Source organism: Fuscovulum ytuae, assembly GCF_029953595.1.
GTDB classification, from domain to species: domain Bacteria; phylum Pseudomonadota; class Alphaproteobacteria; order Rhodobacterales; family Rhodobacteraceae; genus Paragemmobacter; species Paragemmobacter ytuae.
The window spans coordinates 2347859-2365282 of record NZ_CP124535.1 but is presented as its reverse complement, the minus strand read 5'-3'; the positions used below and the strand labels follow the sequence as shown (position 1 = coordinate 2365282).

The following is a 17424-nucleotide window of genomic DNA, read 5'->3' as shown; positions in this document are numbered from 1 at the left end:
CCCGGCTTCATCGGCGCTTCCGACACCCATCAGCGCAAAATGCGCCGAGGTTTCGGAATTCCGACACGACCATCGCCGGGGTCAGACCCATCCGAATGGGCGGGGTCCATCCGGGCGGTTGCTTTCCCGGCATCCAGCGCAGTTTTCCACCGGGAAAAGCGCAACAAACTGCCCTCCCATCCGAAAGTATGTATCACATTCTGCGCCAACGGGTCGTTCCAATCACCGCAAGACCGACCAACCCGGGGCAGAGTCCATGCTATCAAAGACGTATCATCTCAAATTTCCCAGCCTTGACGCGGCGCAGATCGCTGCGCCTTTCGTGATCGAGGCTTTGGGGAACGCCATTCCCAGCTGCAATCTGACAGGGCTTAACGTCCTGATTTCAAAGGAAGGCGACGTGTCCATCAACGTCTTCTTCCCCGCAGTGAGCGAGTTGAAGAACTTCGAAAAGAACCATGGCGGGTTCCTCGATACGATGAAGAAGACATTCCTTTTCAAATCCACCGGATTTGACGGGGTCTGCATCTTCAACTTCGACCGCAACTCCGAGGCGGCCTGACAAGGCCCCCCTCAGTCGTGCTGCTGACGTGGCCCACCACTTGCAGATGATCGCGGCGAAAGCGCCGATGGATGCGAAAGAAAAGGACGAACACATGATGTCTCGGCTTCGGGACAGTGCGGATTGCGCCCTTTGCACAGCAGGGGGCCGGGCATGAGCGGCGCCGTGGAAACCACGCCGGCCGATGGCGGCCTGATGCGCGTCTCCTCCGACAAGATCAGCCGTCTGATGGATCTTGTGGGTGAACTCTCTCTCTCGGTTTCTGAAACCGTGCAGTCGCCCGATCTGTCGGGGCTGCAACTCACCAATTTCGATGCCGCCGTCCATCGCCTGAACATGATCGTGCGCGAAGTGCAGGATGCGGCCACCGAGCTGCGCCTTGTCCCCGTGGACGATGTATTCCGCCGCCTGCGCCGCATGGTGCGCGAACTGGAACGCCAGACTGGCAAGCAGATCGAGATGGATATCGAAGGCGGCGATACCGCCATCGACAAGCTGGTGGCCGACCGTCTTTACGACCCCCTTCTCCATGTCGTGCGCAACTCCGCCGACCACGGCCTTGAAGGCCCCGAAGATCGCCGCGCTGCGGGCAAACCCGAACAGGGCCGCATCATCCTTTCCGCCGCGCAAGTAGGGTCCGAGGTCCGCATCACCGTGGCCGATGATGGCCGTGGCCTTGCCCGCGACAAAATCCTGAAAAAGGCCCGCGAAAAGGGCTTTTTCGGCCCCGACGAGGAACCCGAACCTTCCGCCCTCTGGAAGGTCATCTTCGAACCCGGCTTCTCCACCGCCGATGTGGTGTCCAACCTCTCAGGGCGCGGCGTCGGCATGGACGTGCTGAACGCCACGATGAAGGCCCTGCGTGGCCGCATCGCCGTGGACAGCACGGCAGGGCAGGGCACCCGCGTTGCGCTGCATATCCCGGTGTCGTTGGCCTTCCTCGATTGCATCATCCTGCGCCTGCGCCACCAGCTTTTCGCCGTGCCGATCGACGTGGTGTCGGAAATCGCCAAGCCGCGTCCCGAAGACCTTGTCGGCATCTCGGCCGATACCGGGTCCGAAATGTTCCGCCTGCGCGGCGCCTTCATCCCGGTTTGCCGCCTGGATCAGTTCTATGGCACCCCCCTCGACCGCGCCGAAGACCCGCCGACGCAAGTGCTTGTGGTCTTCAACACCTCTTCCGGCCCCATCGCTGTACCCGTGGACGAAATCCTCGACCGCCAGCAGGTCGTGATGAAACCGCTCATTGGCCGTCTCGCGCAAGTTCGCGCCTCTTGGGGCTGCGCGCTGCTTGGCACGGGCGAAGTGGCACTTGTCTTCGATTGCGAACGCCTCGCCGTCGGTCCATCCGGGGGTCCGCAATGACCACGACCGACCGTCAGGGGGCCGAAGCGATCCGGGGCTGGCTGTCGCAGCGCTGCGGCATCCACTTCCCCGAACACAAGATCGAACAGCTCCGCCAGCGCCTTGCGCGCGTCCAGCGCGACTTCGCCATGCGTGATCTTTCCGACATCGCGGGGCGGCTGAACTCTGGCTCCTCGATGGAACTGCAATTGGCCGTGATGCATGCGGCCTCGACCAACCACACCTATTTCTTCCGCGAAATGGATGTGCTGGATGCCTTCCGCATCCACATCCTGCCAAGCCTCGCCCAGAGGGATGAAATCCGTATCTGGTCAGCCGCCTGCGCCGCCGGGGATGAGGCCTATACGCTTGCCATCCTCATTGCCGAAACGCTTGGCCCCGTCGCCTTGCGCCGCACCGCGATCCTTGGCACCGACATCTCCGCCCCCGTGATCGCCGAGGCCGAGGCCGCCACCTATCCTGAAAACCGCCTTGACCGCGTTCCGCCCGATTACCTCGCGCGCTGGTTCGAACCCGCCGAAGCCGGTCGCCTGCGCGTCAAAAAGGAAATCCGCGACGTTTGCACGTTCCGGCAGATGAACCTGAAAACGCGGCCCTATCCCTTCCGCAAGACGTTTCAGGCCGTCTTCTGTCGCAACGTCCTTTATTACTTCGAACGCGACGACCAGATCGCCACCCTCCGCGCCTTGCATGAGGTGACGGAACCCGGTGGCTGGCTTGTCACCTCCGTCACCGAAAACGTGCGCGATGTCATCGCGCCTTGGACGCCCATCTCCAACGCCATCTTCCGCAAGGAGGGCGCGTGATGCAGGCCCGCACAACCCGCGTCCTGATCGTGGATGACAGCGCGATGATCCGCCGCGTCCTGTCCATGGGCCTAGCCGCCGACCCCGAGATTGAGGTGATCGGCACCGCCAGCAGCGCCGAGGCCGCATGGGAAGTGATGCGCCGCGATCGCCCCGATGTCATCACGCTGGATGTCGAAATGCCGGGCGTCGATGGCCTGACCTTCCTGCGCCATTACCTGCCCTCCATGCCGATCCCCACGGTGATGATCTCCTCCCTCACCCGCGACGGCGCTGATATCAGCATGCGCGCGCTTGAAGCGGGGGCCGTGGATGTGATCTCCAAGCCCAGCCTCGGCCTGGCCGCTGGCCTGCCCACGATCATGACCGATATCTGCACCCGCGTGCGCGCGGCTTCGGGCGCGCGCGTCGCGACGGGGCGCACCCGCCACGCCTTGCCGATAACCCCCGCCAGCCTGCCCGAACCCCCACCGGCTGCGGCCACGCCCAGCATTCCCCGCCATGCCCGTCCCGTTGCCCAGCACAACGTCGCCACGGAAATCTCCCCGCCCGCGACAAAGCCGCGCCACACGGGTGGTTCGACGCTCCTTTGCATCGGCTCTTCCACCGGGGGCGTGCAGGCGCTTTCGACGATCTTGCCCTGTTTCCCGCCGGAAACCCCGCCGATCCTCATCGTCCAGCATATGCCCGAAGGTTTCACAGGTCCCTTCGCTTCTCGTCTTAATACGATCTGCGCCATGGCGGTCCGCGAAGCACAGGATGGTGATACGGTCCAACCCGGCCAAATCCTCGTGGCCCCCGGTGGCACCCGCCACATGACGGTGGAACGTCAGGGGCGCGGCTACCGCGTCGCCCTGCGCCCCGGCGATCCAGTCTGCTTTTCGCGCCCTTCGGTCGATGTCCTGTTCCACAGCGTGGCCCATGCCGCAGGAACACAGGCCATCGGCGCGATCCTCACAGGGATGGGACGCGATGGTGCAGCAGGCCTTCTCGCCATCCGCAGCGCGGGCGGCGCGACCCTCGCTCAAGATGAGGAAAGTTCGGTCGTTTATGGAATGCCGATGGCAGCACGCGACATGGGCGCCGCCCAGTCGATCCTGCCACTTGAACAGATACCGGCCCGGATGTTGCAGGCCGTGACCGCCCCCCACGCGGCACGGGTCTGAACCGGACCACAGAACGGAACACGGAAGGAGAGAGCGTCATGGCCCAAGACACTGCCGAAGCCACCAAGGCACGCCCGGACGGGCAGTCGCTGCGCGAGGCCGACAATATCGACGAAATGTATCTGACCTTCGCCCTCGGGGCCGAAGAATACGGTGTCGGCATCGCCGGCGTGACCGAAATTGTCGGCATGCAGCGCATCATGTCCGTGCCGGACGTGCCCCATTACATCAAGGGCGTCATCAACCTGCGCGGCAAGGTCATCCCGCTGATGGATGTTCGCCTCCGCTTTGGGATGCCCGAACGCGCCTATGATGAACGCACCGTCGTCATCGTCATGGATGTGGGCGAAGCACCCATCGGCCTGATCGTCGATGGCGTTTCCGAAGTGCTGGAAATCCCGCCTTCGCAGGTGGATCGCCACACCCAGTTCGGCCGCGCCTCCAGCCGCCCCGTCATCGCTGGCATCGGCCGCATCGGTGACCGCGTTGCCGTGCTGCTGGATACCGAGGTGCTTGTCGCCGATGGCGACATCGCCCTGCCCGCCGATATGGCCGCCTGAACCGGAGGATGGCGATGACCGAACCGACCCACCGCTCGCGTCCGGCCCGCGCCACCACCGGCCGCGCTGCCGCCCGTCCCGACCCGCGTCCCGATCCGCTAGCTCTGATCGAGGATGATGCCGAAACCCCGCCCATGGTCGATGCCCCAACCGCCGACCTTTCGAAAAGGACCGAAGACATGCCTGCCGCGACCGCCGACACGCCGCTGCCCAGCCTGTGGGAAAGCCAGTCCTGCCTCGCCGCCTATGACGCTCTGGCGACGCCTGTCGTGATCACCGATGCCGACATGACGATCCGCTTCGTCAACAAGGCGGCCCATGCCATGTTCGGCCCCCATGAATCCGCGATCCGCGGTGATCTGCCCAGCTTTGCGCTGGACGCGTTGGTGGGCAAATCCGTGGACCTCTTCCATCGTGACCCCGCCCAGCCGCGCCTGTCCGATGGCCTGTCGGATCGCTGCCAAGGCAACCTCGTCGTAGGCGGTCGCCACTTCGCCTATTCTGCCACGCCGCTGCTGCTTGAGGACGGCAGCGCAAACGGTGCCATCCTCGAATGGCGCGACGAAACCGTCGATCACAAGGCCCGCGCGGAAGCTTCTCGCTTCATCGCCGCCATCTCGGACATGGCCGCCGCCCATCAGAAGGGCGACATTGACCACTTCGTTGATGCGCAGGGCTACGCCGCAGGCAATGCCGATGTCCTGAACAAGGTGAACCACATGGTTCAGGCGCATATCGAAACCAAGCGCAAGATCATCGCCTGCATTTCGGACTTCGCCGAAGGCAATTTCGACGCGCCCTTGGAAACCTTCCCCGGCAAGTCCGCCTTCATCAACGAAGCGATGGAAGGCGTGCGCGCCAACTTCAAATCCGTGTTCCGCGATATCGAAACGCTCGCCGCCGCGCTGGTAGAAGGCCGCTTCGATGTCCGCGTCGACACCTCTGCCCATCGCGGCCAGTTCCATCATCTGATGGCCACGCTGGACCGCATCCGCGGCAACTTCCGCGACGTGACGACCGAAATCGAACGGCTGTCGAACGCCATCGTCTCGGGCGAACTGGATACCTCTATCGACGCCTCGCGCCACAGTGGTGCCTACCGCCGGATCATAGAGGCGTTCGAGGCCGCCTTCGAAAGCCTGAATGGTGCCTTCTCGGCCCTTGATACACAGGTGCAGCAGGTCTCCGTCTCGGTCCGCCAGATGGCCCAATCCTCGCAATCCCTGGCCTCCAACGCGCAGGTGCAATCCTCGTCGGTGGACGAAGTCTCCGCCACCGCCGAAGAGACCGACATTCAGGTGAAATCCAACGCCGCCGCCGCCACTTCCGCCAGCCAGCTGGTGACGGGCGCCTCCGAAGTCGCCGAAAGCGGCAAGGAAAAGATCGCCGAGATGGTGGCCTCCATGGAAGGCATCCGCGCCTCCAGCCAGGATATCGCCAAGATCATCAAAGTCATCGACGAGATCGCCTTCCAGACCAACCTCCTCGCCCTCAACGCGGCGGTCGAGGCGGCGCGCGCAGGCCAACATGGCCGGGGCTTTGCCGTCGTCGCACAAGAGGTGCGCAACCTCGCCGGCCGCTCGGCCCGCGCCGCGCGCGAAACCTCGGACCTGATCGAAGACGCCTCCACCCGCGTGCAGGCCGGTGTCCGCATCGCCGATGAAACCAGCCGCGCCTTCGTCTCCATCGCCGATGACATCGCCAAGGTGAAATCGCTGGTCCGTGACATCGCTTCCGCCTCCGACGAACAGTCGCGCGGCGTAGCCCAGATCAACGGATCGATTGGCGAGATCGCGAAATCCGCCCTCTCCACCTCGCAGCAGGCCGAAGAACTCGCCTCTGCCGTGGCCGAGATGCAGTCCGCGACCGAAGGCATGCGCGGCGAACTGGCCCGCTTCCGCCTCCGCCGTGTGGCGCAGCTCAAGGGCAGCGCCATCAACCTCGACCAGATCCCTGCCGACCTCATGTCGCAGATCCAGTCGATGATCGCCCAGACATCGCGCGGGGCGGCCCCGGCCCGCGTGCAACTCAACAGCGACCGCGACCAGCGGGGCTACGCAAATTTCTGACGGCGGGACCACACACCCGCCCCAACTTCGACCGGAGAGAACCTGATGCCTTACAATGTCATGATCGTCGATGACGCCGCCATGATGCGGCTCTACATCGCCTCCTTCATCAAGACCCTGCCCGACTTCAAGGTCGTGGCACAGGCCGCCAATGGGCAAGAGGCGCTGGACAAACTGTCCACCGTTCCCGACGTGGACCTGATCCTGCTGGATATCGAAATGCCCGTCATGGACGGCCTCGAATTCCTGCGCCATGCGAAACTCAAGACGCGCGCCAAGATCTGCATGCTGTCCTCGGTGGCAGTGTCCGGCTCGGCCCATGCCGCCAAGGCGCGCGAACTTGGGGCCGATGGGGTGGTGGCCAAACCTTCGGGCACCGTCTCGCATGACCTTGAAGAAAAGACAGGCGACGAACTGGCGCGCACCATGCGCACCCTCTGCGCCGCCTGATCCTTTCGCACCGGCAATCCTGACGGCGGGTTCTCACCCGCCCGACACAGCACGAGGCTGACATGTCTGACGAAATGGACGAAATCTGGGCCCTCTACGCTGATGATGGCGCGCAGGCTCTGGATGCGATGGAAACCGCGCTTCTTGCGCTCGGCAATGGGGGTGCCGCCGATCAAGGCGCGCATGTCTCGGCCCTGTTCCGCGCCGTCCATACGTTCAAGGGCAATTCCCGCGTGCTGGGTCTGGCCGTGGTGGAAAGCCGCGCGCATTACGCCGAAGACCTGATCGGTCTGGTCCGCGATCAGGGCGTCCCGTGGGATGCCGAGATCAAGGATATCCTCCTTCTCGCCGCCGATACGCTGCGCGGCATGCTGGAAGATACGGCTGCCACCCGCGCCGATGTGGACCCCGGCCCGTCCGAGGATCTGCTCCACCGCCTGAAGGACAAGATCGCCCGCGCAAGCGGTGCGCCCAGCCCGGCAGAACCGGCAGAACAGGCAAAGACGGCGGACCCGGTCCCCGCCGCCCCTGAACCTGTCGCCGAAGTTTTGGCCGAACCGGCCCCCGCTCCGCTGCCAGAACCCGAAGCCGTCGCCCCCGTGGCGGCGGCCCCCGAACCCAATCCCGAACCTGCCCCCCAACCGGTGGCAGCACCGGAACCCGCCCCGAAAAAACGCGCCCGCAAGGCCTCCGAACCTACCCCCGAACCCACCGCCGAGCCCGCGCCCGAAGTGGTGCCGGAACCCGCCCCGGCCCCGGTCGCCGCGGAACCGGAACCCGCCGCCGCCCCGCGTGCCGAAAAACGCCCCGAAAAGCGCCTTGCCGACGATCCCGCATATCGCGAAATCTTTCGCGGCATGGCCAGCGACGCCACGCGCAAGCTGACCGACCACCTCGCCGCCTTCGACAGTGATCCCGACACCATCCGCCCCAAAGCCCGGCGCGAGGCCGACAACCTTGCCCATGCCGCAGGTCAGATGGGGCTGGATGACTGGTCCGTCACTCTCAAAACCTATCTCGCCGCTCCGGAACAGGGGTCCGAACCCCTTGCCGCGCTGCTGCTGGCGCTTTCGGAACTGTCCGACGCCACCTTCGGCCCGTCAGAAACCGCCGACGAGGCCCCCGAACACGGCTTCTTCGATCTGATCCGCGATCCCCTGTCCGACATTGCCGCCTTTGGCACCGGCTTCTTCTGCGGCGAAACCCCCGATCCCGTTGCCGTAGCAGACCGCGTCGCCATCATCCGCAAGGCCGCCCAGCAATCCGGCTATGTCCGCGCCGATGAGGCCGCGGCCCGTATTCCCGTTGCCACCAACGCGCAGGATTTCCACGCCGCCGAATTGCGGCTTTACGAAGAACTGGCAGGGGTCGAGGCAGTGATGCCCGACGCCGCCCGCGCCTCGGGCGTCAGCCCGCGCGAACTCTTGCAAAGCTGGTGCGCCGAACACGTCTTCTCCACCCTCTCGGAACTCGAAGCCACGCTTGAACGGCTCAGGGCCGCCGCCGACTTGGATGCCGACTTCCTCCGCCTTGATCGGCTGATGCGCCTTGTTCATCACGCCTGCGGCCATCACCGTATCGAAACCGCCGGTCAGCTGGCCATGTCGCTGATCGATCTCTTTTCGCGCCTGCATACGCGCGGCGTCGTCCCCGACCCGATCCTGTCCCATGTCGCCCGCGGCTTCATCGACACGGTGGAACTCGTTTTCGACGCCATCACCCAAGGGCAGACCCCCGACACCGCCTCACTTGAAAAGCTGTTCGAAGAGGCATCGAACCTCTGCTTCGTGCAAGATGGCGTGATGACGGCCTCTGCCGTCGAACGCCGCCTTGGCCTGCCCAAGGAATTCCACCGCGTCCTGTCGCCCGAAAGCGTCCGCACCGCGTCCGAGGCCATCGAACAGGGTCTGCGCTTCTTCATCGTCCGCGCCGACATCAACAATGACGAAAAACTGGCCGAGGCTTTCATCGGTTGGCTGTCGCAAGACACCGTCCGTTCCATCACCAATGTCACCGTCTTTGATGGCGACAACACGCTGTTCGACTTTCTTCTCGCCTCTGCTCTCGATGAGGCCGGGATGGGCGAGGCGCTGGCCTCCCTTGATGCCACGGCCCGCAACCTGAAACTCACCCGGATGCTGGTGCCCACCACCGCCGATGTGCCGGAAACCGCGCCCGCCGACCCGGATGCCGCCTTGGCGCAAATCCCGCAGGCGGGCATCAGCGCCGAGATGGTTGAACAGATCGGCGAAATCGCTGCCAGCCAATCCATGATCAGCCATATGCTGACCGAACTGTCCGAAGACGATCTCTTTGATAGCGTCGAGGCCGTGATGCGCGGCGTCGGCAACGATTGGCGCCGCGCCCGCACGCCGCTGCGCGCCCTCCTGACGGGTTTCAGCACAAAGCTTCAGGAACTCGCCCAGTTGGAAACCCAACTCGTCGGCCAGATCACGCGGCTGCAGGAAGAAACCGTCGAAATCCGCTCGCGCCGGATCGAAACGATCTTCCGCCCGCTCGAGGCGTTTATTCAAACCTACTCGCGTCGCAATCGCCGCGAAGCAACCACCTCCTTCGCAGGCGGCGAACTCACGCTTGACCTGACGATCCTTGAAAACCTCCGCCGCATCCTGCGCAACCTTGCCGTGGCGCGGCTGGAACTGGGCACCGAGGCACCGCGCACCCTCCACATCTCGTTCCACCGCGATGAAGAACGGGTGCTGGCCATCTTCGAAGACGACGGCACCGCGTCAGAGGCCTCGCCCGCGCTCGAAGACCTGCGCGCCAATGTCACCCGCATGGGGGGCAGCCTGCGGCAGGTGGCGCTACCGGGCACCGGTATGCGTTTCCATATCTCGCTGCCCCTTGCCATGGTCGTGCTGGAAGGCATGGTCGTCGGTGTCGAAGGCGTGCGCTATGTCGTGCCCGTCGATGCCATCCGCATGATCCTGCAACCCGAAGCCGACCGCCGTCTCCGCGTCTCGGCCGCCGAAGGGCGCGAAATGCTGCGCATCGGCGAAAATGAGATCGTCGCGGTCCATTCCCTTCCCGGCCCGCGCGGTGGCGCGCCCGTGCAATCCAGCCGCCGCAACGTCTATGTCGTCGTGGGCGCGCAGGGTCGCTCTGTCGCTGTGCCGGTGGATGAACTGATTGGTCAGCAGCTGGTCCTTCTCCGCCCGCTCAAAGGTGTGCTGTCCGGGCTTCAAAACATGACCGGTATCGCCCTTCTTGCGGGCGGCGATGTGGGCATGGTCGTCTCGGCCAATATGCTCTGCGCAGCCCAGGCGCCGACCCATTCGGTATCCACATCCCTTCGGATGTAAGGGGGTATACACGGATGCCGCCACCTGCGGCATCCGTATCGGAGGGCCCCAGTAACGTTGAAAACATCAGTGAAATAAGGGAATTTCAGAGTCAGAGAAAGCACTGAGTCGTCAAAACCCGCAGGGGTAGGGCGGCTCCTGTCGAAAAGGTTCCGGGGTAGTCCCATGATGATGCATCGCGCCGTTGTTCCTTCTGAATCCGCTCCCTTCCTCCCCGAGGCCGCGAACTGGCGCCACCCCGTCCATGCGGCGATCCTCTCGCCCCGCGCCCCCCGCCTGCTTCAGGCGCTGGCCGCCCGCGATATCACTGCGATCGACGCCACCGGCTGCGACCTTGCCCTGCTGCGCCGCGATGCGCCCGACATGCTGATCCTCGACCTTGATCCCGGCACCGTGCCCGCCCGCCGCCTTGCGCTTCTGGTGGCACAGCTCGGCTGGGCCCGCCGCGATATCGTCATCGCCGCCTCGCGCGCCACCGCCGCCGAAGCCAGCGGTTTCGCCATCGACCTGATCTTCGACGCTGATGCCGATGATGACACTTTGGCCGATACGCTGGCCACCGCGCGCCAGATGCTCGCCCATTCGCGCCTGCGCCAGGTTGCGCCGGAACCGTCCCGCACCGCGCTCCTGCGCCGTCCGGCCACCCGCCGCGTGGCCCTCTTCCACTGATCTTGGACACATCCTCCTGTGCCATTGGGGCGGGCCTGCTGAAACATGCAGCCCGCCCTTCGTCGTTCGGTCTAACCCACCAAAACCGCCGCCAAAAGCCGCTAAACATAAGTGCCAAAAGGCCGTTTCTCTTTTCAACAACAGGCAGTTCCAAGCGCCCACGAAAGGATGCAGCAAATGACTTTCCTCGATGCCCGTGCCCAGTATCGCCGCACCGACACCGGCGAGGCGCTCGCTGTCGAAAGCCCCCATGGCATCATTCTTGTCACCCTGCGCGAACTGGAACGCTCGCTGCGCGTCCTTGCCGCTGCGGAACCCGATCGCACCTATCCCGCGCCGCATATCAACCGGGCGTTCACCGCGATCTACATCCTGCAATCCAGCCTTGATTTCGAAAAGGGAGGCGAGATTTCCGAACATCTGTTCCGGGTCTACGAATACTGCCGCCTCCGCGTGGCCGAAGCCTTCCGCCGCGAGCCGTCACCCCGCCTTTCCGAATGCGCCGACCACATCGGCAGCCTTCTCGCCGCATGGCAGCAGATCGGCACCCGCGTGACGGGCAGCGCAGCATGACCTTCCAGCGCGTCCCCTTCGCCGATCCCGCCGCGGTCGAGCTGGCGCTGATCACCGCCCGTCTCGAAGAGGCGGCGCAGCGCGAAGACATCGTGCAGACATTGATATCAACCGCAGATCTGGACCGCATGGCCCGCAACCTTGGCCCCCAGCACGAAGCCGCGGTTCGCCATGCCCAATCCGTGGTTGCCTGTGCGATTGCCGTTCTGGAACAGGCCCTCGCGCGGGGCGAGGTCGCGGCCCGCCGCGACGATCAGCTTCGCGCCGCCTACAACGCCCCGTCGGGCGACCGTCCCCGCTAAAGGGGGGTGCCATGGCCTGTCGGCGCTGCCTAAATATCCGCTGGTTCCTGCTCTCGGCCGCGCCGCTTTTGGGCATGGGCCTTCTGGACCCTGTCCTGACGGACCGGCTCCTGTCCAACCTGCCGGACCTGCGCCAGCTGGTTCTGTGGTTCCCGGCGGTGATCGCCGGAACCTTCCTCTACCGCTATCTCAGCTGGCGTCGCGCAGACCGTCACCCAGACGAGAAGTGACCAAAGGTGCCAGCAGCCCGGCAAGGGGCATCAGGCGCCGCCGCAGGGGCTGCTCTGCCCCGTCGAAATGAACGCATTCCACCGCCACCGATTGCATCGCCGCCGCCAGAACGGCGCGCTCTTTTGCCTCGGTGATTGCTTTATCCGTCATCGCTGTCATGTCCTGCCTCCTTGGGCGGTCTATCGCCCCAGTCCTGCAAGATGCATGCCGCCTCAGTCCAGCACCGCCACCCCGATAAGCAGAACCTCCGTCACCGGTGCGGGAAAGGTCTCGTCGCCCAGCATCGCGTTCAGTGCATCCCGCGCCCGCGCTGGCAGTTTTGCATGAACAACCGCGCTGTCCGCCCCATTGATGGCCAGTTCCTGCGCCTCGGCGCTGATTGCCGCCGCGACGCGGGCCTGCGCCCCGTCCACCATGCCATTCAACGCCAGAAGCTGCGCCGTCGTCCCCTCGACCGAAACGGCAATGTCCAGCCGCATCCGGGTGCCGACACCCATGTTGATGAAGATCGGCGCATCCAGCGTGACATAAAGATGCCGTGTCCCCGGCGGCCGCACCGCCTCTGCCGCCTCATCCTCCGCCCGCGTCTCCTGCCTGGGCGGGGTGGCCAATAGCGTCACCGCCAGCACAAGGGCTAGCCCCGCCGGAAAGGCAAAACCAAGAATGGCTGGCGTCTGGCCCGGCAAGGCCACGGTCATGGCAATCCCCATACTTCACCGTTCTAGATCAGAACGGCAGCGCAACCCGCCATTTGAGGGTATGGTCCTAAACAAATCGCCGGATCATCCGTTTTCCCCCTAGAATTGAACATTCTGCGAAGGGCTGCCCCGCGATGAAAGAGAGGATGTCCCGGGCGCTTGTCCCCGTCATCTCTCGTTTGCCCACGCTCACGCGCCTGCGCGACGCGGTGCGCCATGCCTATGGCGTGTCCGGCGCGGCAGAGCCGAAGGTCCAGCCCAACGCCCGCGATTATGATCTGGTGCGCCACGAAACCCGCCTGCGCAACCGCGAGCAGGTGGAACGCTACCTGCCCGATATCCTCGGCCGCGCCTTGGCCCGCATCTGGATTGATCCCGGTTTTCGTGACCGCTTCGCCGCCGATCCGGTGGCCGTGCTGGCTTATTACGATGTCTTTCTCCCCGAAAACATCGAGATCGAATTCGTGGCCGAGGCGAACAGCCGCCCGCAAGTCGTGGTCTATGAACGGCCTATCCGGCACATGCCCCGGCGCAGGCTTCTGTATCTGCAACTTGTCCTGACGGCCGCCCGATGAAATCCCGCGCGCTTCTCCTTCCGCTTCTGCTAATGCCGCTTGCCGCACAGGCCGCGCCCGATCTGGGATCGGCCATCGAAACCCTGCGCGCGGGCCGCGCACCCGAGGCGGCGCAGATGCTTCTGGATCTTGCCCGTGCGGGTGATGCCGAGGCACAGTTCAACCTTGGCCTTCTTTATGCCGAAGGCATTGGCGTTCCGCAGAACGACCGTGAATCGCTTTACTGGGGATGGCGCGCCCGCCTGTCGGGCGTGCCCGCCGCCCGCGCGTTGATCGAAAAGCTGGGCGAAAAGGCCACCCCCGCCCTGCGCGAGGAACTCGTCGCCCGGATCGAGGCCGATCTCGCCCCCCGCATCCAATCGGGTGACGGGCGCGCGATGCTGGAACGTTCGGTCCTTCGGCTCGACCTTCTGCCAAAGCCTGATCTTGAAGGCGGCTATGTCTGGCAGGCCCTTTCGGCGGCATTGGCCACGCCCAATGCGGCGGCGGCCCGCGATGAAACCATGGCCCGGATCGACCCCAAAAACCGCCTTGCCGCGCAAGATGCCGCCATCGCCACACTGCGCGACCTTTGTGCGGGCGGGATGGCAGGCCATCCCCTCTGCGCAACACTGCCCTGACCACCCCAAAAGAAAAGGGGGCCGAACGGCATCCCGTCCGACCCCCGCTTTTGAATGCGCAACCTTTAGTGGCGGCGGAACATGCGGATCGTTTCCGCCGTTTCCCGCGTCAGGCCCAATTCGCGCCCGATCTCCTCCGCCTCCAGCCCGGTCTGCGCCAGCGTGATCGCCTGCTCGATCATCCGTTCGCCTGCCAGCCATTCCACGTCCGATTTCAGATGCTGGATATCCGACTTCAGCCCCGCCAGCGCATCGCTCAGCGCTTCGGACTGCCGGGCCGTCTGCTCGGCCATGATCACCTCCAGCCGCGCCGCAAAGGCCCCTGCCAGATCATCATGCAGATCGGGCGCAACAGCGCCTTGGGTGGGTCCGATATCCGCCAGCGCCTCTTCGCCCCGCGCGCGGTTGCGCAGCAGACCAAAGGCAACAAGGGAAATTCCCGCCAGAAGGGTGGCCAGAAGAATGGCAGACGTGCCGAGTGTCATGTCGGAAGGCTCCGGGTCGTTGAGTCTTGCAGATCAGGCGTGGGATCACTGGGTCAGTTCGAGATAGTTCTCGAACAAACTGTCGGTGATCTTCTCCAGATCGATGGGATATTTGCCTTCCGCGATCGCTTCCTTGATCTTGGCCACGATGGTCAGATCAATGGGTGGTCCACCCTTCAGCTCCGCGGGCAGGGATTGTGCCGCCGGGCTCAGCGAAACGCTGTCCCCTGCGGTTGGTCCGACAGCCATCGCAGCGCCGCCCGCGGTGGAACCCTGAACCGGCATAGCCGCATCCTCGCCCGGACGGGCGATCCGCGGACGTGCAACAGATGTTGAGATTGGGTCTACCATGAGAGCCTCCGTTTAGCTGTCATTACGGACGGATTTCAGCGCATGTTAGTCTGCGCCAGCACGGAATTTCGTCCCGTGACGACGGCTTTCACTTCGCGCCCGCTCGACTTGTTCAGGACGCGGATCACATCGCCCATCCCCCCGTCGTCAAGCGCCTCTGCCGGGGCCGAAACGGCAAGCCCCCCGGCCATTGCCACCAACACCACGGGATTGCCCCGCGCCACCATCCAGACAGGCTCCAACTGGCGCAAAAGCACGGGCTTGCCCGCCCCCAGCGCCGTCTTTGTCCGCCGACCGATCACCTCTTGGGGATCGGTGAAAATGCCATCCGGCCCCCGCATGCCTGCCGGGGCAAGCGTCACATCCTCGGCCATCAACACCGCGCCCCGCGCCACGCTGCGGGCCAGAACCACGGCCATCGGCCCCTCGTCAGCGGCCCCCGGCGCGGCGGCCAAACTGGCCGCCCCCGGCGTCGCCCCTGTCCGCACCGCACGGCTCCAGACAGGCGCATCACAGCGCACCTCGGCCGTGGCCCAACTGCCTTGCCGCGGCAGAACCACGGGCACAGTCGCGCAGGGTGGAAAGCCCCGCGCCGGATCGGCAAAATCCGGCACAATCTCGCCCGCCTCGGCCATCGCCGCACGGATTAGACGCCCAATCTCCGGCCCCGGCACGCCGCCGCCATAATCCATCGCCAGCGTGGGCGTCGCCATCAGCATCGCAGCCATCGCAATCCCCCTCACAGCCCCGCCTCCACGAACCGGACGGGCCGCCCAGCAAAGGCCTTGGCGCCGCGTCCCGGATCAAGCGGGCGCAGCACCACACGGTCATTGCCCAACTCGACCACCTCCAGCATTTCGGTCGATGCATCGGCATCGGCGGTAAAGGCGATGCTCCCCCGCGTCAGACCTTGTCGCTTGCCCACCGGGGCCACGATCTTGCCGCCTGCAACATCCAACCGCGCCGTGACTGGCTTGCAGGTCTCGATGTCCAGCAAGGTATCCATCTCGCGCTCCAACCCCTCGGTCAGCTTGGCCGCCAATTGCCGACGGTCCGGTTCCAACGCGATGGCCAGACGACCCAGCGGCGATACCCCCGGCAGCGCCACGCGCCGCTCGGTCGCTTGCCGCGATTCCTCGCCCGTGCCGGAAATCAGCACCATCTCGATCCGCATCCGCAGATCGGGGCGCGGGCCTGTCCCGCCCACATCCACCTCGACCACCGGGATGAACGCATGCTCCCCTTCGCCCAGCCGCACCGACCCGCGCGTCAGCGTCACGTAATCCGTGGCCTCGCGCTTTTTCGAAAGCCGTGGGAAGGGGCGATCCGTCACCCGCACCAGATCGGTCGACGGATGCGCCTCAAGCCGCCGCACCATCTGCTTGGCCACATCCATCGCCAAGGGTTCCGTCCAGGCCGGCGCCTGCGGCGCAACCGAAATCACTGGCGCATAGACGATCAGCGAAAGATCCCGCCGCCGCGTGCATTCCCCCGAAACCCCGGTCCCGACCACGGCCTCGATGGTGGCATTCCATGTCGCGCCATTCTGCGACAGTTCCACGATCTGGTGGCGCAATACCCGGCCCACGGGCCGCACGATCAGAAGGTCGCTGGTAATCACGCTCTTGTCCATCACCGTATGCCCGGTGACCGATGCGCCCCCCGACAAGGCGGCTTGCAACAGCGCATCCGCCACGGCGCGGCGCTTGGCGCTTGCGGCATCCTCTGCGCCGGATTGGATGGCAAAGCCCGTGGCCCGCACCACCTGCTCCGCCGCCGCCCGCAAAGGCAGCGCCGCCAGCATCAGGGCAAGGGCTAGGGCCGCGCTGCGCATCACACCCGCCCCTTCAGGGCGCGCACGATATAGGCCACCGTCTCACGGTCCAGCGCCATTTCAACCTCGTAACTGTCGCTGCCCTTCGGCGTCACGCGCACGGTCCGCGCGCCGCGCAATGTGCCCTGCACCACCGCCGAAAGACTGTCATCCCGCACCACGGCCTGACTGACCGTCGTTGTCGCATTGATGCGGATGCCATGCACCTGTTCCGTCAGATCGCGCAGCGCATCCATCCGTGCCGCCCGGATCGCCATCAGGCGCTTTTCATTCTTCGACTTGCCCGGCTGCCCCGCGATCTGGGCAAAGCCCATCCCCTTCAAAGGCTGCACCGCCGGATTGGACGCAATCGCCGAAGGCGGCGGCGGCGCGTTCATCCGGTCGGCGGCATCAAGGTTGTCCTTCACCTCGGCCAGCTGCTTTGTCGCCTCCGTCGCACTCAGGGGCAAAGCCTGCGTCGCCGTCTGCGGCGTGGACACGCAGCCCGCAAGCAGGGGTACGATCAGAAAAAGGGCAGGGGCGGCGCGGTGCATCGCAAGGCTCCAGTCAAGGGTCCGTCAGTTGGCCCTTTCCCTGCAATCCCCATGCCACCCGTTCCCCCGCGCACGCCCCAGATCACGCAGCCGTCAACGTCACGGCGAAAATCCGCCCTCGTGCGGGCAGGCGCGCGCGATCCTTTCCCCGCACTGCCCACAAATCCCCGTACAGCCCACAAACTCCACCCATCCGCAGGTCTGCCGCCCTCTGGCACAGGCTTTGCAAGTCCCGTCCCGAAGACACGCAAG

The 17424-nt window shown here is 65.0% G+C and carries 21 protein-coding genes; 14 read left to right on the top strand and 7 right to left on the bottom strand.

Annotated features, from left to right (window positions below; genetic code table 11):
* The first annotated feature begins 256 nt into the window (after window positions 1–256).
* The 12 genes from QF092_RS11505 to QF092_RS11450 all read left to right on the top strand — a co-directional run bounded on the left by QF092_RS11505 (window position 257) and on the right by QF092_RS11450 (window position 12075).
* Window positions 257–562 carry a hypothetical protein gene (locus tag QF092_RS11505; protein WP_101921659.1) on the top strand — a complete coding sequence of 102 codons (306 nt, stop codon included), beginning with the start codon at window positions 257–259 and terminating at the stop codon, window positions 560–562.
* A gap of 153 nt (window positions 563–715) precedes the next feature.
* On the top strand, window positions 716–1927 hold the full coding sequence (locus tag QF092_RS11500) for a chemotaxis protein CheA (protein ID WP_281464042.1): 1212 nt from the start codon (window positions 716–718) through the stop codon (window positions 1925–1927).
* The gene (locus QF092_RS11495; RefSeq protein ID WP_281464041.1) at window positions 1924–2733 is read left to right on the top strand and encodes a CheR family methyltransferase; all 810 of its coding nucleotides are present in this window, start codon (window positions 1924–1926) and stop codon (window positions 2731–2733) included. The genes QF092_RS11500 and QF092_RS11495 overlap by 4 nt, the downstream gene beginning before the upstream one ends.
* Window positions 2733–3899: a protein-glutamate methylesterase/protein-glutamine glutaminase gene (locus QF092_RS11490; RefSeq protein WP_281464040.1), complete on the top strand. Its 1167-nt coding sequence runs from the start codon at window positions 2733–2735 to the stop codon at window positions 3897–3899. Before QF092_RS11495 ends, QF092_RS11490 begins: the two co-directional genes overlap by 1 nt.
* A 38-nt stretch (window positions 3900–3937) precedes the next feature.
* A complete protein-coding gene (locus tag QF092_RS11485; protein ID WP_281464039.1) occupies window positions 3938–4459 on the top strand; it encodes a chemotaxis protein CheW in 522 nt (173 codons plus the stop codon).
* 14 nt (window positions 4460–4473) lie between these two features.
* Entirely contained in the window at window positions 4474–6528 is a 2055-nt protein-coding gene (locus tag QF092_RS11480) for a methyl-accepting chemotaxis protein (RefSeq protein ID WP_281464038.1), read from the top strand.
* 45 nt (window positions 6529–6573) lie between these two features.
* Entirely contained in the window at window positions 6574–6978 is a 405-nt protein-coding gene (locus QF092_RS11475; RefSeq protein ID WP_281464037.1) for a response regulator, read from the top strand.
* Window positions 6979–7040: 62 nt separating this feature from the next.
* Window positions 7041–10301: an Hpt domain-containing protein gene (locus QF092_RS11470; protein ID WP_281464036.1), complete on the top strand. Its 3261-nt coding sequence runs from the start codon at window positions 7041–7043 to the stop codon at window positions 10299–10301.
* 165 nt (window positions 10302–10466) lie between these two features.
* Complete coding sequence (locus tag QF092_RS11465) at window positions 10467–10970, top strand: hypothetical protein (RefSeq protein ID WP_281464035.1); 504 nt, start codon at window positions 10467–10469, stop codon at window positions 10968–10970.
* A gap of 177 nt (window positions 10971–11147) precedes the next feature.
* Entirely contained in the window at window positions 11148–11543 is a 396-nt protein-coding gene (locus tag QF092_RS11460) for a flagellar export chaperone FliS (protein ID WP_281464034.1), read from the top strand.
* The gene (locus QF092_RS11455; protein WP_281464032.1) at window positions 11540–11845 is read left to right on the top strand and encodes a hypothetical protein; all 306 of its coding nucleotides are present in this window, start codon (window positions 11540–11542) and stop codon (window positions 11843–11845) included. The genes QF092_RS11460 and QF092_RS11455 overlap by 4 nt, the downstream gene beginning before the upstream one ends.
* A gap of 11 nt (window positions 11846–11856) precedes the next feature.
* Window positions 11857–12075 (top strand): hypothetical protein, encoded by a 219-nt coding sequence (locus QF092_RS11450; protein WP_281464031.1) that lies wholly within the window; start codon window positions 11857–11859, stop codon window positions 12073–12075.
* Here QF092_RS11450 and QF092_RS11445 read toward each other — a convergent pair.
* Both QF092_RS11445 and QF092_RS11440 read right to left on the bottom strand, forming a co-directional pair.
* Window positions 12035–12235, bottom strand: coding sequence for a hypothetical protein (locus QF092_RS11445; RefSeq protein ID WP_281464030.1), 201 nt, complete (start codon window positions 12233–12235; stop codon window positions 12035–12037). The two genes, QF092_RS11450 and QF092_RS11445, sit on opposite strands and share 41 nt — an antisense overlap.
* A gap of 53 nt (window positions 12236–12288) precedes the next feature.
* Window positions 12289–12774, bottom strand: coding sequence for a hypothetical protein (locus tag QF092_RS11440; protein ID WP_281464029.1), 486 nt, complete (start codon window positions 12772–12774; stop codon window positions 12289–12291).
* 146 nt (window positions 12775–12920) lie between these two features.
* On the opposite strand from QF092_RS11440, the gene QF092_RS11435 reads away from it, so the two are divergent.
* Both QF092_RS11435 and QF092_RS11430 read left to right on the top strand, forming a co-directional pair.
* Window positions 12921–13349 (top strand): hypothetical protein, encoded by a 429-nt coding sequence (locus QF092_RS11435; RefSeq protein ID WP_281464028.1) that lies wholly within the window; start codon window positions 12921–12923, stop codon window positions 13347–13349.
* Window positions 13346–13969 (top strand): SEL1-like repeat protein, encoded by a 624-nt coding sequence (locus tag QF092_RS11430; protein ID WP_281464027.1) that lies wholly within the window; start codon window positions 13346–13348, stop codon window positions 13967–13969. The genes QF092_RS11435 and QF092_RS11430 overlap by 4 nt, the downstream gene beginning before the upstream one ends.
* Before the next feature lie 65 nt (window positions 13970–14034).
* Here QF092_RS11430 and QF092_RS11425 read toward each other — a convergent pair whose 3' ends face one another.
* From QF092_RS11425 to QF092_RS11405, 5 genes are all read right to left on the bottom strand, one after another.
* A complete protein-coding gene (locus QF092_RS11425) occupies window positions 14035–14454 on the bottom strand; it encodes a hypothetical protein (RefSeq protein ID WP_281464026.1) in 420 nt (139 codons plus the stop codon).
* A 45-nt stretch (window positions 14455–14499) separates the two neighbouring features.
* Window positions 14500–14739 carry a flagellar biosynthesis anti-sigma factor FlgM gene (gene flgM, locus QF092_RS11420; protein WP_281464025.1) on the bottom strand — a complete coding sequence of 80 codons (240 nt, stop codon included), beginning with the start codon at window positions 14737–14739 and terminating at the stop codon, window positions 14500–14502.
* A 101-nt stretch (window positions 14740–14840) separates the two neighbouring features.
* Window positions 14841–15533 carry a flagellar basal body P-ring formation chaperone FlgA gene (gene flgA / locus QF092_RS11415; protein ID WP_281464024.1) on the bottom strand — a complete coding sequence of 231 codons (693 nt, stop codon included), beginning with the start codon at window positions 15531–15533 and terminating at the stop codon, window positions 14841–14843.
* A gap of 11 nt (window positions 15534–15544) precedes the next feature.
* Entirely contained in the window at window positions 15545–16639 is a 1095-nt protein-coding gene (locus tag QF092_RS11410; protein ID WP_281464023.1) for a hypothetical protein, read from the bottom strand.
* Window positions 16639–17172: an LPP20 family lipoprotein gene (locus QF092_RS11405; protein WP_281464022.1), complete on the bottom strand. Its 534-nt coding sequence runs from the start codon at window positions 17170–17172 to the stop codon at window positions 16639–16641. The genes QF092_RS11410 and QF092_RS11405 overlap by 1 nt, the downstream gene beginning before the upstream one ends.
* Window positions 17173–17424: the final 252 nt, after the last annotated feature.

Excerpts from the sequence above, each read along its gene's own strand:
- QF092_RS11505 (WP_101921659.1), top strand. The coding sequence starts at position 257 with ATGCTATCAAAGACGTATCATCTCAAATTTCCCAGCCTTGACGCGGCG.
- QF092_RS11500 (WP_281464042.1), top strand. The coding sequence starts at position 716 with ATGAGCGGCGCCGTGGAAACCACGCCGGCCGATGGCGGCCTGATGCGC.
- QF092_RS11495 (WP_281464041.1), top strand. The coding sequence starts at position 1,924 with ATGACCACGACCGACCGTCAGGGGGCCGAAGCGATCCGGGGCTGGCTG.
- QF092_RS11490 (WP_281464040.1), top strand. The coding sequence starts at position 2,733 with ATGCAGGCCCGCACAACCCGCGTCCTGATCGTGGATGACAGCGCGATG.
- QF092_RS11485 (WP_281464039.1), top strand. The coding sequence starts at position 3,938 with ATGGCCCAAGACACTGCCGAAGCCACCAAGGCACGCCCGGACGGGCAG.
- QF092_RS11480 (WP_281464038.1), top strand. The coding sequence starts at position 4,474 with ATGACCGAACCGACCCACCGCTCGCGTCCGGCCCGCGCCACCACCGGC.
- QF092_RS11475 (WP_281464037.1), top strand. The coding sequence starts at position 6,574 with ATGCCTTACAATGTCATGATCGTCGATGACGCCGCCATGATGCGGCTC.
- QF092_RS11470 (WP_281464036.1), top strand. The coding sequence starts at position 7,041 with ATGTCTGACGAAATGGACGAAATCTGGGCCCTCTACGCTGATGATGGC.
- QF092_RS11465 (WP_281464035.1), top strand. The coding sequence starts at position 10,467 with ATGATGATGCATCGCGCCGTTGTTCCTTCTGAATCCGCTCCCTTCCTC.
- QF092_RS11460 (WP_281464034.1), top strand. The coding sequence starts at position 11,148 with ATGACTTTCCTCGATGCCCGTGCCCAGTATCGCCGCACCGACACCGGC.
- QF092_RS11455 (WP_281464032.1), top strand. The coding sequence starts at position 11,540 with ATGACCTTCCAGCGCGTCCCCTTCGCCGATCCCGCCGCGGTCGAGCTG.
- QF092_RS11450 (WP_281464031.1), top strand. The coding sequence starts at position 11,857 with ATGGCCTGTCGGCGCTGCCTAAATATCCGCTGGTTCCTGCTCTCGGCC.
- QF092_RS11445 (WP_281464030.1), bottom strand. The coding sequence starts at position 12,235 with ATGACAGCGATGACGGATAAAGCAATCACCGAGGCAAAAGAGCGCGCC.
- QF092_RS11440 (WP_281464029.1), bottom strand. The coding sequence starts at position 12,774 with ATGACCGTGGCCTTGCCGGGCCAGACGCCAGCCATTCTTGGTTTTGCC.
- QF092_RS11435 (WP_281464028.1), top strand. The coding sequence starts at position 12,921 with ATGTCCCGGGCGCTTGTCCCCGTCATCTCTCGTTTGCCCACGCTCACG.
- QF092_RS11430 (WP_281464027.1), top strand. The coding sequence starts at position 13,346 with ATGAAATCCCGCGCGCTTCTCCTTCCGCTTCTGCTAATGCCGCTTGCC.
- QF092_RS11425 (WP_281464026.1), bottom strand. The coding sequence starts at position 14,454 with ATGACACTCGGCACGTCTGCCATTCTTCTGGCCACCCTTCTGGCGGGA.
- flgM (WP_281464025.1), bottom strand. The coding sequence starts at position 14,739 with ATGCCGGTTCAGGGTTCCACCGCGGGCGGCGCTGCGATGGCTGTCGGA.
- flgA (WP_281464024.1), bottom strand. The coding sequence starts at position 15,533 with ATGGCTGCGATGCTGATGGCGACGCCCACGCTGGCGATGGATTATGGC.
- QF092_RS11410 (WP_281464023.1), bottom strand. The coding sequence starts at position 16,639 with ATGCGCAGCGCGGCCCTAGCCCTTGCCCTGATGCTGGCGGCGCTGCCT.
- QF092_RS11405 (WP_281464022.1), bottom strand. The coding sequence starts at position 17,172 with ATGCACCGCGCCGCCCCTGCCCTTTTTCTGATCGTACCCCTGCTTGCG.